This window comes from Paraburkholderia sp. PGU19 (assembly GCF_013426915.1).
GTDB lineage: Bacteria > Pseudomonadota > Gammaproteobacteria > Burkholderiales > Burkholderiaceae > Paraburkholderia.
The window spans coordinates 3500831-3513270 of sequence record NZ_AP023179.1; the positions used below are offsets into that span (position 1 = coordinate 3500831).

The following is a 12440-nucleotide window of genomic DNA, read 5'->3' on the forward strand; positions in this document are numbered from 1 at the left end:
GCAAAAGAAAACGGCATGCGTAGATGCCGTTCGCTTTCCGCTTTCGCCAGCAAGCCATTGAGCACAAAGGCTTTACTGGGTTTGCGGCGTTTCCCGGACCTTGCGCGGCCGGCCGCGCGGCAACGGCGAGACGCGCCGGTTCGCGGCGCGCGCCGCCCACTCCCGATACGAGTCGCTACCGAGCACCCAGCCCTTCAACGTGGCCTGCTGAAGCTGGCTGGCTTCGCGCTCGTCGAGCGGCTGTTCGCACAATTCGCGGTACGCGCGCTGCCGTTCGAACGGCGTATTGCCGAGCGACCAGTACAAACGGTGATCGGTGATCAAACTGTCTAAGGTCAGCCCGATGTGATGCCGATAACTGGACCATCGGTAGTCTTCGGGCGTGCTCACCAGCTGGTTGCGCACCGGCGACATTTCGACCACGCGGCTCGCAAGCAGGAAGTACTTCTCGCCTTCGATCACCGTCGCGCGATAGCGGCCTTCCCACAACGTGCCGCGCCGCGAGTACCGGCGATTGAAGTGCGCGACGTAACGCCGGCCGACGGCCTGCATCGCCTTGGGCAAGCTCGATTCGTCGGTGGGCGTGACAAGCAGTTGCACCGCGCCGGGCATCAGCGCGTATGCGTGAACGGAAAGATGGTGATCGCGCGAAGCCGCCTTCAGGCAATCGATGAACAGTTCGTAATCCTGGTCGTCGACGAATGCGGGCTGCTGGTCGAGTCCGCGCAGGATCACGTGTTGCGGCTGGTCGGGGACATAAAGACGTGCAAGCCGTGCCATGCTGGATTATCCAAAGTCGCGTTGGTACATACCCGAAGGTCCGAAAAACTGCGTCGGCGCGGCCTCACGCGCCAAGCGGGTCTGCCGGAAAACGGCATAAAGCCTAGGCAGAACGCTCTAGCCGGCGCGTATGGTTTGTTTGAAACGTTGTGGTCATAATTGGCGGGCCTTTTTTGGAGGAGCACAAATGAAATTAAAACAGGCCTTGGGGGTCGCGGCACTCGCTTGCATAACAACCACAGCGCACGCGCAATCGGCCGGCAGTTTCTTCGTTACAACAGGGTGGTTGCATCTCGCGCCTCAGTCCAGTAGTGACCCGTTGAAGGAGACAAACGTCAACGGTACGCCCGTCAATATCACTGTGCCCAACACGGGCGCCGAACTCGGCAGCGGCGACACCATCGGTTTCACCGGCGGTTACTTCGTCACCGACCATATCGCCACCGAGTTCGTGATCGGCGTGCCGCCTCAATTCGACCTGAAAGGCACGGGCGCATTCCAGCAATACGGCAAGCTCGGCTCGGCGAAGCAATGGAGCCCAACGCTGCTGTTCAAGTACTACTTCAACCAGCCGCAAGCCAAGTTCCGTCCGTATCTCGGCCTCGGCGTGAGCCGTGTTTCGTTTACCGACGAGAAAATCACGAACGGCGCTTTCGAAGCCAACGTACTTCATGGTCCGACCACTGTAACTACGGATAGTTCGTGGGAGCCCGTGTTTAATGCCGGCTTCACGTACGCGTTCACGGACCACTGGTTTGCAGGCTTCTCAATCTCGTACCTGCCGCTCTCGACAACCGCCAAGCTGAACACCCAGGCGCAGACGCCGATCGGTACCGTCAACGTGCAATCGGAGACGAAGATTCGTCTGAACCCGATCGTCACGTACGTGAACCTCGGTTACCGGTTCTAACACAACAGGGTAGACGAGATTTTCGGGCTTGAACAACGCCGATGTGCAAAAGCGCGTCGGCGTTTTTGCATGCGTTCACAATACCTGTATCTGCACGCCTTCGTCTCCGACGTATCGCGACATCATTCCTGCCATACACGCCGCCCGGCCGTTGTAAATTTGACTGAAACGTGCACGCCAGCGGTGCAATTTCTGCCGCATGCGGCATGCATCGGCCCTGTGGGAACGTCTGTGCGAATCATGTCGCCGGGCGGGCATCGAAGTTGCGTCAGAGGAAACTTCCCGCGCTGTGTTGCGGGGATAATCAACTACCCTCATCGACGGAGCGACCATGACTGCACTTCCTAACACGCGAGATGCCCTGGGCGAATCCTGGACCACGGCTGGCCGTCGTGCGCGGCGCATTGCGCGCCACAGTCGACACGCGGCTGAAGATATTGCAAGCGAACTGCGCACACTGATGACCGAACTCGAGAATACGCTCGGAGACGGCACGCAAGCCGACGCCGCGGTGCTGCGCACGCAGATGCGCAAGCGTCTCGACGAAGCGCGCACACGTCTGAACGACACGCGCGATGCGATGCGCGAACGCGCCGAAGCGGCATTGCACGATGCCGACGACTACGTGCATGAAAATCCGTGGCGGACGATCGCCATTGTGGGTGGCGTTGCACTGATCGCAGGCGCCTTGATTGCGCGCGGCGGTTCACGCTGACGCACGCGACGCCTGGCTGGGCGACCGGCCAGCCAGCGACGGCTGGACCTCGGATAGCGCGTAGAACGGGCGCGGCGCGTAAGCGCGCCGCTTCCTTTTTGTCTCGAGCCGAGCGTCGGACGTTCGTGCGCTGTGCCGTTGCGCAGACTGTTGACGTCGCGCGGTTCAGGTTACGCGGCGTGCCTAGACGCGGGGACATACCGCGCGTCACCGCATCAATCGCCATCGACGATAAACAGCCGCTGGTATTCCTTCGACGCATACCGGTCCGTCATGCCCGCGATGTAATGCGCGATTAGGCGTGGTTGCCTGGCTGCGTCCGGCGTCTGGTAGGCGGGCGGCAGCAGACGAGGATCGCTGATGAACGCGTCGAACAAACCAGCGATCACACGCTGGGCCTTGTTCGCCATGCGCATCACGCGATAGTGGCGGTACAGGTTCTGGAAGAGAAACCGCTTGAGCTCCGTCGCCTGCGCAGCGACAGCGTCGCTGTGTGCGACAAGCGGCGGCGCGCGGCGCACGTCGTCGAGCGACGCGGGCGCATGCCGCGCGATATTGTGCGTGGTCGCGTCGATCAGGTCGACGATCAGCGTGTTGATGATTCGCCGCACAGTCTCATGAATCAGCCGGCGTCCCTCGATCTGCGGATAATCGCGCCGCGCTGCGTCGTAATGCGTGTGCCATAGCTCGACTTCGGCGAGTTGATCGATCGTGAGCAATCCCGAGCGCAGACCGTCGTCAACGTCGTGATTGTTGTACGCGATTTCGTCGGCGAGATTGGCGATCTGCGCTTCGATCGACGGTTGCCGCCCTTGCAAAAAGCGCTCGCCGAGTTCGCCGAGACGCCGCGCGTTTTCGCGCGAGCAATGCTTGAGAATGCCTTCGCGCGTTTCGAAGCACAGATTCAGGCCATCGAATGCGCCGTAATGCTCTTCGAGATCGTCGACGACGGCGAGACTTTGCAGGTTGTGCTCGAAGCCGCCGTAGTCGCGCATGCATTCATTGAGCGCATCTTGCCCGGCATGGCCGAACGGCGTGTGTCCGAGATCGTGCGCCAGCGAAATCGCTTCGACGAGATCTTCGTTCACGCGCAGATTGCGCGCGACAGAACGCGCGATCTGCGCGACTTCGAGACTGTGGGTGAGCCGTGTGCGGAACAGATCGCCCTCGTGATTCACGAAGACCTGCGTCTTGTACTCGAGCCTTCGGAAAGCGGTCGAATGGACGATGCGATCGCGATCGCGCTGAAACTCGGTGCGCGCGCTTGGCGGCGCTTCGTGATGGCGCCGGCCGCGCGATTGCGAAGAATGCGCGGCGTACGGCGCGAGATGCGCTTCGAGCGCGGCGATGGTGGGCAGCGATACGACGCCGGTAGCGGGCGGCACGGAAGCGGCGTCGAGTGATTCGCTCAGATGGTCGCTGCGTATTTCACTCACCGATATCTCCGAATCAGATGCGACTGCCGCTGTGTGCTGTGTCAGGCCGCTTCGCTTCGCGTCAGGTGCCGACGCTGGCGCCGAGGGTTTCGAGCACCGCCTCGTCGGGGGCGCGGGTGATCAGTGTGTCGCCGAAACGCTTCAGCAGGATGAACTTGATTTCGCCCGCTTCCGCCTTCTTGTCAACGCGCATCAGATCGACGTAACGCTCCGCGCCGAGCGTAGGCGCCTGAGTAGGCAGATGCGCCGCCTCGATGACGGCGACGAGCCGCTTGCGCGCAGCCTCGTCCAGATGGCCGAGCCGCACGGACAGGTCCGCCGCCATCACCATCCCGCAGCCCACCGCTTCGCCGTGCAGCCACTCGCCATAGCCGAGACCCGCTTCGATTGCGTGACCGAACGTATGACCAAAATTGAGAATTGCGCGCAGACCACCTTCGCGCTCATCCTTGGCCACCACGGATGCCTTGATCTCGCACGAACGTTTGACCGCTTCGGCGAGCGCTTCCGGTTCGCAGCGGTTGAGCGCTTCCATGTTCGCTTCGATCCACTCGAAGAACGTTGCGTCGGCAATCGCGCCCGTCTTGATGACTTCCGCGATCCCGGCCGCCAGTTCGCGCGGCGGCAGCGTGCGCAGCGCGCCGATATCGGCGATCACGGCTTGCGGCTGGTAGAACGCGCCGATCATGTTCTTGCCGAGCGGATGGTTGATGCCCGTCTTGCCGCCAACCGACGAATCGACCTGCGACAACAGCGTGGTCGGCACCTGGATGAACGGCACGCCGCGCATGTAGCAGGCGGCTGCGAAACCCGTCATGTCGCCGATCACGCCGCCGCCGAGCGCGATCAACGTAGTCTTGCGATCGGCCCGCGCGCCGAGCAGCGCGTCGAAGATCAGATTCAGCGTTTCCCAATTCTTGTGCGCTTCGCCGTCGGGCAGCACGACCGTTGTCACGTCCTTGCCGAGCGGCGCGAGCGCCTTGCGCAAGGTGTCGCCGTACAGAGGATCGACCGTCGAGTTGGTGACGATCGTCACCGACGCGCCGCGAATATGCGGCGCGAATAGCTCGCTTTTGCCGATCAGATCGGCGCCGATATGAATGGGATAGGCGCGTTCGCCCAGTTCGACGTTGACGGTGATCATGGAATTCATCTCGCCATTATGACGCAGCAGGTTTGGCGACGCCCGCCATCTCGAGCTGCATCAGCACCATGTTGACGAGCCCGTTGACGGACGGACGGCCCGTTTCGATCACGAAATCGGCGCATTCGCGGTAGAGCGGATCGCGGACTTCGTAGAGCGCTTCGAGGCGCCCTTTCGGGTCCTCGGTCTGCAGAAGCGGGCGGTTCTTGTCGCGGCGCGTGCGCAGCCAGAGATCATGCGGATTGGCGCGCAGATAAACGACGATGCCGTGCGCGCGCAGCGCGTCGCGGTTTTCCGGGCGCAAGACCGCGCCGCCGCCCGTGGCGAGCACGATGCTTTCGCGCCCGGTGAGCTCGGCGATCACTTGCGCCTCGCGGTCGCGAAAGCCCGCTTCGCCTTCGAGTTCGAAGATCACCGGGATGCGCGCGCCCGTGCGCGCCTCGATTTCATGATCGGAGTCGAAGAACGGGCGATCCAGCCGGCGCGCCACGGCCCGGCCCACGGTGGTCTTGCCTGCCCCCATGAGCCCTACAAAAAAAACGTTGGCGTGTGCGTCCCGCGGTTGCAACTTATCCTCTGGCTAATCCGGTGTAGTTCGTGCGGCAGCTTACTGGCAAAGCGCCTGCCTTGTCGAGCCTGACGGCCCGCGCGGCTGCCGCCGATCATGCTTTCGGCCCGCGTCCATGGCGCTTTCCCGACGATCCGTCAATTTGTCTGCACAACCCACGGCGTGATGAAAACGACGAGTTCGCTGGTCAGATCGCGGTGGGCGCGATGCCGAAAAAGCGCGCCCAAAAGCGGTATTTTGCCCAGGAGCGGCACGCGCGTCACATCATCGCGGTCGTCCGACTCGTAGATTCCGCCAATCGACACCGTCCCGCCGTCCTCCACCTCGACGCGCGTCTGCACATGTTTGGTGTTGATGGCGGGCCCCGACGCCGTCTGCTCGCCGACACTGTCCTTCGCGACGTCGAGATCCAGCACGACCCGGCCGTCCGGCGTGATTTGCGGCTCGACCTCCAGTTTGAGGCTGGCGCGGCGAAACTGCACGCCCGACACGCCCTGCCCGACTTTCGCCTGATACGGCAGCTCGGTGCCTTGCTCGACGATCGCCTTCATCCGGTCCGCCGTCACGACGCGCGGACTGGACACGATCCTCCCGAGCCCTTCCGCTTCGAGCGCGCTCAGCTCGATGTTCACGAGCCGCGTCGCCTGCGCGGCGAACAGCGTGAAGCCCGCCGTGGCCGCGTCGAAGCCGGAGATCGGACGCGCGGAGAGATCGTAGATCGCGCCGTCCTTGCCGCCGACGACGCCCGTCGCCTTGCCGTCCTCGTTCGTGGCGAGCATCGACAGCTTCACGCCGAGATTGCGCGAAAAGCCCTTCTCCGCTTCGACGATGCGCGCCTCGATCAGCACCTGACGCGTCGGCCGGTCGAGCGATGCGATCAGTTCTGCGATCTGCGCGAGGCGCGCGTCGAGATCGGTCACGAACAGCAGATTGGTGCGCGGGTCGGCCATCGCCGCGCCGCGCTTCGACAACACGCGCTGATTGCCCGATGCCGTCAGCAGCTTGCGCAGCTCTTCGGCGTGCGCGTAGTGCAGCTCGAAGGTGCGGCTCGCGAGCGGCTCGAGCTCAGCGGCGCGCGCGTGCGCTTCGAAGCGCTGACGCTCGCGCGTCGCCAGTTCGGACAGCGGTGCCACCCAGATCACGTTGCTGCGCTGTTCCATCGCGAGACCGTTGACGTCGAGCAGCGTATCGAACGCGGCGCGCCACGGTACGTTGTCCAGATGCAGCGTGACCGCGCCGCGCGCCTTGTCGCTGGCGACGATATTCAGGCCGGTGAACTTCGCGAACGCGCCGAGCACGGCCCCCAGTTCGGCGTGCTGGAAATGCAGCGTGATCGGGCTGTCGGCGGGAATCGACGGTGAGGCGTTCGTGCTTAGGCGCGCGGCGGGCGCAAGCGGGACGGGCGGGCCTTCGAGCGGCTCCGTGCGCGCTTCGCCCTGGCGTTTCGGTTCCGCTTCGTCGCGTGCGGCAGAAGACGGTTGCGCCGCATCCGGCGATGCATCCGCCTCGCGCCCCGGCGCGGTGGTTTCATCGGTGGCATCCGGCGTGAACGGATTGGCGACGTCCGTCGTAACCATGCGCGGCAACGGCGGCAGACCGGCGGGCGCAAGCGCGTCGTCGAACGGCATGTCGGCGGGAAGCGGTGGCAGCGATGCGCGCGCCGCCATGGCGACGAAAGCAGCACACACGAGCATCGAACGCATGACGTTGAGCCGCCTCATTCGACAGCCTCCGCGAGCGTCAGCGAATACATGCTGCCATCGCGCTTTGCAAGCGTGAGGGCGCGTGCATCGACATGCGCGACCCGCTCGTCGCCCCACCGCTGCCCTGGTTCGAGCGTCTCTGCGTTGTCGCCTGCTTCGATCAGCGCAAGACCGCGCAGGCGGTCGGCCAGAAGCCCGACCAGCCGCATCGACGACGAAGCGTTCTCCACGGCCGACGCAAACGCCGCAGGTTGAAACGGATCGTAGAACACGATCTCTTCGTCGGGATCGAACGCGTCAGGATCATCGCGCAGCGTTCGACGCGCAGCGTTCCGCACAGGATGAACCGCGCTGAACGAATGCAACGTCGCGTTGATTGACAGGGCCTCGCCCTGACGCTTGAGCGTCACTCCTTCGGGCACGACGAGGACCGGCAAACTCGCGAGCCCTTCCAGAAAATCGACGACATGATCGAAGTCGGCTTGAGCCGTCACATGCAGAGGACGCATGGTGTCGAGTCCGCTGCCCGTGACGACACCCGGCTCGATTACGAGCAACGATACTTCGTTGCGTGCCGCGAGCTGCGAAATCACGCGTATGTCGTCGGCCGAGGTCCAATTCGAAGGCATCGGCGCGACGCTCGCCGCCTGACGCAATGCAGGCAACTGCGCAACGGCCGTTTCGGCTTCGCCCAGTTTGCGTTGCGCGGCAGATAACATTTCGCGGCTCGCCTGCACGCCGCTCATATCCGTGGCGAGCCATGCATTCGCGCCGAGCACGAAAGCAGCGACGGCGATGCACAAAGCGACAGCCCAGCGTCGCCGTACGCTCCATGCTTCGAGTGGCACACGCAGACGCTCAACGAGCGTGTGTCCGAACCGCTCGCGCGTCGCCGGCATGCCGATGCGCCCAGCAATAGTCGTGTTCATTGCTTCCCTCTCGTGTTTTGATGAGGCGCTGCCGGCGCCCGGGTTTTTTCAGGTGGCCCGTCCCATTTCAGATGTGCTTTGATTTCGAACGGCGTCGATGCCTCCGTCGCGCCCGTCGCACGATGCACGTCGCTCAAGTCCGAATCCTTCACGCCGTTCAACGCGGCGAGACGGTTCAGCCACGCCGCCGACGCGGCATGATCGGAAGACGCGGCAAGCAGTTCGGTATCGCGCCCGCGTTGCCGTAACTGGCTGACGACGACAGCCTCGGACGACTCCCGGCTCAACGCATCGAGCAGATCGAGCAAGTACATGAGCGGTTCGGAAAGCGTCGCGGCGCGCTCGCTCCTCAGGCGCTCGTCGCGTGCCTCACCGACAAGCCGAGTGTGCTCGGCAAGCGGCGGCGCGAGCACAGCAAGGCGTTGCCCGATCGCCGCGCGCTCCCGGTCGATACGCACCCGTTCGAACGTCTGCCACGTCATCAGCAACGCCACTGCGGCGCAACCACACAGCGTCGCACTCGTCCATTCGACATAGCAGCGCCGGCGCGCGAGCCGCGCATCGCGCTGCCGGTGCGGCAACAGATTGAAACCGTGGGCGAAGGTCATTGCGTAATGCCCCGCAATGCAAGACCGAATGCGACCGCGAACGAAGGCTCATGCAACAGATCCGAGTCGGGTATCACGTTGCCGTCGCTGAGCGAAGAACAGTCGAACGGCAAGACGGAACAGCCCAGCACATCGCCGATATCGGCGAGCGAAAAGCACACGCCTTCGAGCAACTCAATTTCGCCACCCACCAGCGCGCACACGTTCAGGTTGTTTTCCGCGAGATCGCGCAACGCGTCGGCGACGCACGAATATTCAGGCGATGGATAACGGATTTCTTCCGCGATCGTTTCCCCTTCGATGCGCCAGCCGTACACGCCATCACTGCCGATCCAGATCGCCGCATACGGTTCGTGCAGTTCGAGTTCGAAGGTCGCCGCGTGGCGCAGCGCACGCAACGCCGCATGTGGCTCGACGTCAACCGTTGTCAGCGTCACGCCCGCCATCGCCGCGCTTTCGATGCGCGCTTCGAGATGCTCGCGCGCCGTCGCGGCAATCGACACCTTGCGAAGATGCGGCGGCGACTCGTCGACATACCAGTCGACGGCGAGCGCATGACGCTCGATGCCCGCGACGCGCTCGGCTTCCATCAGCACCGTAGGCTCGATCGACGCGGCGGAACCATGCGGGCCGCTCGCGTGATTGATGGGCAGATGCGCCGTGAAGGTCGCGGAACCCGGAATCGCCATTGCGCAACGCAGTGCCGCCGACATGCATTGCTGGGGCACATGGCAGAATGCCTCGGACAACGCGCGCGCCACCGCTTGCCGGTCCACGATCTCGGCGCCGGCCATCGCGCCCGGCGCGAGCGGCTCCAAAGCCACGCATTCGATGCGCACGGCTCCCGTCTTTCGCGCACTGCAGCTCAGCGCCACGATCCTCACTGCTTGTGCGCCGACATCGATGCCGACTGCCTGACGCCGCATCGCCATTCGTAACGTGTGTTTCAACGCCATTCCTTCCTCCCTCAGATACCAACGGAAACTGAAGGCCCGCGGCATCCAGAGAACGCGGGCAACGGAAGGCATTCTGCGCAGCGCGACACACAAGCGAAATTCAGCCGAATGGCTAATGGTCGGGTAACGGATATCCGGCGACAATCAAAGGCACTACAGTGTTCTCATAGCCGTGCGGACCGCGTCGGCCGTAAGCACGCCGAAAGCTGCCGGGTCGGGCGGCTATAATCGCGGGACCGTTTTCTGGTGTTCATATGCAATCCACGACTCCTACGTCTCCGCCCCCGGCACCGCAGAAGCGCAAACGTCCACTCTGGCTGACGATCATCCTTGGCTTCGTCGGGCTGATCTTCGCCGGGATCCTCTGCGTCTTGCTCGTGCTGGGTTACGCGCTGGTCGTCGCCACGCCCAATCTGCCTTCGCTCGACGCGTTGACCGACTATCGTCCGAAGGTGCCGCTGCGCATCTACACGGCCGACCACGTGCTGATCGGCGAATTCGGCGAAGAGCGGCGCGACATCGTGCACATGCGCGAGGTGCCGGACAATCTCAAGAAGGCAGTGCTCGCCATCGAAGACGCGCGCTTTTACGATCACGGCGGCGTCGATCTGATGGGTATCGCGCGCGCCGGCATGGTCGCGCTCACGAACGGCCACGCAACGCAAGGCGCTAGCACGATCACGATGCAGGTGGCGCGCAACTTCTTCCTGTCCAGCGAGAAGACCTACACGCGCAAGATCTATGAGATGCTGCTCGCGTACAAAATCGAATCGAAGCTGAGCAAAGATCAGATTCTCGAGGTGTACATGAATCAGATCTATCTCGGCCAGCGTGCGTACGGCTTCGCGAGCGCGGCGCGCGTGTACTTCGGCAAGGACCTGAAAGACCTGTCGCTGGCCGAATGCGCGATGCTCGCCGGTCTGCCGAAAGCGCCGTCCGCGTATAACCCGGTAGTGAATCCGAAGCGCGCGAAGGTGCGTCAGGAATACATCCTTCAGCGCATGCTGGAGTTGGGCTATATCACGCAGGACCAGTACGACACGGCGAGCCGCCAGCCGCTCATCGTCAAGGGCGCGGGCAAGGAGTTCAGCGTGCACGCGGAGTACGTCGCGGAAATGGTGCGGCAGATGATGTACGCGCAGTACCGCGAAGAGGCGTACACACGCGGCCTCAACGTCGTGACGACCATCGATTCCGCCGACCAGGACGTTGCATACCGGGCGTTGCGCAAAGGCTTGATGGACTACGAACGGCGTCACGGCTATCGCGGTCCTGAAGCGTTCATCGACCTGCCAACCGACGCGGACGAACGCGAGCAGGCCATCGACGACGCGCTGCTCGAGCATCCCGACAACGGCGAGATCATCGCGGCCGTGGTGACGTCGGCCAGTCCGAAGCAGGTGCAGGCCACGCTGATCGACGGCAATGCCGTGACGATCCAGGGCGACGGGCTGCGCTACGCGACATTCGCGCTGAGCGCGCGCGCGCAGCCGAACCAGCGCGTGCGGCCTGGCGCGATCATCCGTATCGTGAAGAACGACGACGGCAACTGGTCGATCACGCAGTTGCCGCAGATCGAAGGCGCGTTCGTATCCGTCGTGCCGCAGGATGGCGCAATCCGCGCGCTGGTCGGTGGCTTCGACTTCAACAAGAACAAGTTCAATCACGTGACGCAGGCATGGCGTCAGCCGGGTTCGAGCTTCAAGCCGTTCATCTATTCGGCTTCGCTAGAAAAGGGTTTGGGACCGGCAACCGTCATCAACGACGCGCCGCTGTTCTTCAGCGCAGCTGAAACAGGCGGCCAGGCGTGGGAGCCGAAGAACTACGGCGGCGGCTTCGATGGCCCGATGTCGATGCGTACCGCGCTGCAGAGGTCGAAGAACCTCGTGTCGATCCGCATCCTCAACCACATCGGCACGAAGTACGCGCAGCAGTACATCACGCGCTTCGGTTTCGATGCGGAACGTCACCCCGCCTATCTGCCGATGGCGCTCGGCGCTGGCCTCGTCACACCGCTCCAGATGGCGGCCGGCTACTCGGTGTTCGCCAATGGCGGCTTTCGCGTGAATCCGTATCTGATCGCCGAAGTCACCGATCAGCGCGGCATGGTGGTCGCGCATGCGGACCCGCTCGTCGCTGCGAGCAACGCGCCGCACGCGATCGAGCCACGCAACGCGTATGTGATGAACAGTCTGCTGATGAGCGTCGCGCAGCGCGGCACGGGCGCGAAGTCGAACGTCCTGAAGCGCACGGATCTCGCGGGTAAGACGGGCACCACCAACGATTCGCGCGACGCGTGGTTCGCCGGCTATCAGCACACGCTTTGCGCGATCGCCTGGATGGGCTACGACAACCCGCGCAGTCTCGGCGACAAGGAAACGGGCGGCGGGCTCGCGCTGCCCGTGTGGATCGACTACATGGGACGCGCGCTCAAGGGCGTGCCCGAGTACAAGATGCCGATGCCGGAAGACGTCGTATCGATCAGCGACGAGCTGTACTTCGACGACTTCACGCCGGGCAACGGCTTCGTGTCGACGGTCGGGGTGACGCTGCCGCCGCCGGGAGCAAGCGATGCCGCCAGCGGTGCGCCAGCCGCGGTCGGCGCGCAGGAGAAAGAGGACATCATGAACCTGTTCAAAGGTCACTAAGTCCGGCTGAGTCAGGATTGCCGGGCTGGAAACAAAGCCGCCG

At 63.6% G+C, this 12440-nt stretch carries 11 protein-coding genes; 3 read left to right on the forward strand and 8 right to left on the reverse strand.

Translation table 11 applies throughout. The features are described 5' to 3' along the window. Positions 1-72: 72 nt before the first annotated feature. Complete coding sequence (locus tag H1204_RS15945; protein ID WP_035988887.1) at positions 73-780, reverse strand: transposase; 708 nt, start codon at positions 778-780, stop codon at positions 73-75. Between the two features lie 187 nt (positions 781-967). Between H1204_RS15945 and H1204_RS15950 the strand changes: the two genes are divergently transcribed. Next, positions 968-1690 (forward strand): OmpW family outer membrane protein, encoded by a 723-nt coding sequence (locus H1204_RS15950; RefSeq protein ID WP_180729064.1) that lies wholly within the window; start codon positions 968-970, stop codon positions 1688-1690. Positions 1691-2021: 331 nt separating this feature from the next. Further along, positions 2022-2405, forward strand: a complete 384-nt coding sequence (locus H1204_RS15955; protein ID WP_180729065.1) for a DUF883 family protein — start codon at positions 2022-2024, stop codon at positions 2403-2405. A gap of 215 nt (positions 2406-2620) precedes the next feature. Here the strand turns inward: H1204_RS15955 and H1204_RS15960 are convergent, their stop codons facing one another. The 7 genes from H1204_RS15960 to pilM all read right to left on the reverse strand — a co-directional run bounded on the left by H1204_RS15960 (position 2621) and on the right by pilM (position 9749). Then, positions 2621-3790 (reverse strand): deoxyguanosinetriphosphate triphosphohydrolase, encoded by a 1170-nt coding sequence (locus H1204_RS15960; protein WP_243468638.1) that lies wholly within the window; start codon positions 3788-3790, stop codon positions 2621-2623. Positions 3791-3902: 112 nt separating this feature from the next. Then, positions 3903-4994, reverse strand: coding sequence for a 3-dehydroquinate synthase (aroB, locus tag H1204_RS15965; protein ID WP_180729067.1), 1092 nt, complete (start codon positions 4992-4994; stop codon positions 3903-3905). Positions 4995-5001: 7 nt separating this feature from the next. Continuing rightward, positions 5002-5553: a shikimate kinase AroK gene (gene aroK / locus H1204_RS15970; RefSeq protein WP_180729068.1), complete on the reverse strand. Its 552-nt coding sequence runs from the start codon at positions 5551-5553 to the stop codon at positions 5002-5004. A 137-nt stretch (positions 5554-5690) separates the two neighbouring features. Then, positions 5691-7274 carry a type IV pilus secretin PilQ gene (gene pilQ, locus H1204_RS15975; protein WP_180729069.1) on the reverse strand — a complete coding sequence of 528 codons (1584 nt, stop codon included), beginning with the start codon at positions 7272-7274 and terminating at the stop codon, positions 5691-5693. Beyond that, entirely contained in the window at positions 7271-8185 is a 915-nt protein-coding gene (locus H1204_RS15980; RefSeq protein WP_180729070.1) for a hypothetical protein, read from the reverse strand. Before H1204_RS15980 ends, pilQ begins: the two co-directional genes overlap by 4 nt. After that, entirely contained in the window at positions 8182-8793 is a 612-nt protein-coding gene (locus H1204_RS15985) for a fimbrial assembly protein (protein ID WP_180729071.1), read from the reverse strand. The genes H1204_RS15980 and H1204_RS15985 overlap by 4 nt, the downstream gene beginning before the upstream one ends. Next, on the reverse strand, positions 8790-9749 hold the full coding sequence (pilM, locus tag H1204_RS15990; protein ID WP_180729072.1) for a pilus assembly protein PilM: 960 nt from the start codon (positions 9747-9749) through the stop codon (positions 8790-8792). The genes H1204_RS15985 and pilM overlap by 4 nt, the downstream gene beginning before the upstream one ends. Positions 9750-10003: 254 nt before the next feature. Between pilM and H1204_RS15995 the strand changes: the two genes are divergently transcribed. Continuing rightward, the gene (locus tag H1204_RS15995; RefSeq protein ID WP_180729073.1) at positions 10004-12397 is read left to right on the forward strand and encodes a penicillin-binding protein 1A; all 2394 of its coding nucleotides are present in this window, start codon (positions 10004-10006) and stop codon (positions 12395-12397) included. Positions 12398-12440: the final 43 nt, after the last annotated feature.

Excerpts from the sequence above, each read along its gene's own strand:
- H1204_RS15945 (WP_035988887.1), bottom strand. The coding sequence starts at position 780 with ATGGCACGGCTTGCACGTCTTTATGTCCCCGACCAGCCGCAACACGTG.
- H1204_RS15950 (WP_180729064.1), top strand. The coding sequence starts at position 968 with ATGAAATTAAAACAGGCCTTGGGGGTCGCGGCACTCGCTTGCATAACA.
- H1204_RS15955 (WP_180729065.1), top strand. The coding sequence starts at position 2,022 with ATGACTGCACTTCCTAACACGCGAGATGCCCTGGGCGAATCCTGGACC.
- aroB (WP_180729067.1), bottom strand. The coding sequence starts at position 4,994 with ATGAATTCCATGATCACCGTCAACGTCGAACTGGGCGAACGCGCCTAT.
- pilQ (WP_180729069.1), bottom strand. The coding sequence starts at position 7,274 with ATGAGGCGGCTCAACGTCATGCGTTCGATGCTCGTGTGTGCTGCTTTC.
- H1204_RS15980 (WP_180729070.1), bottom strand. The coding sequence starts at position 8,185 with ATGAACACGACTATTGCTGGGCGCATCGGCATGCCGGCGACGCGCGAG.
- H1204_RS15985 (WP_180729071.1), bottom strand. The coding sequence starts at position 8,793 with ATGACCTTCGCCCACGGTTTCAATCTGTTGCCGCACCGGCAGCGCGAT.
- pilM (WP_180729072.1), bottom strand. The coding sequence starts at position 9,749 with ATGGCGTTGAAACACACGTTACGAATGGCGATGCGGCGTCAGGCAGTC.
- H1204_RS15995 (WP_180729073.1), top strand. The coding sequence starts at position 10,004 with ATGCAATCCACGACTCCTACGTCTCCGCCCCCGGCACCGCAGAAGCGC.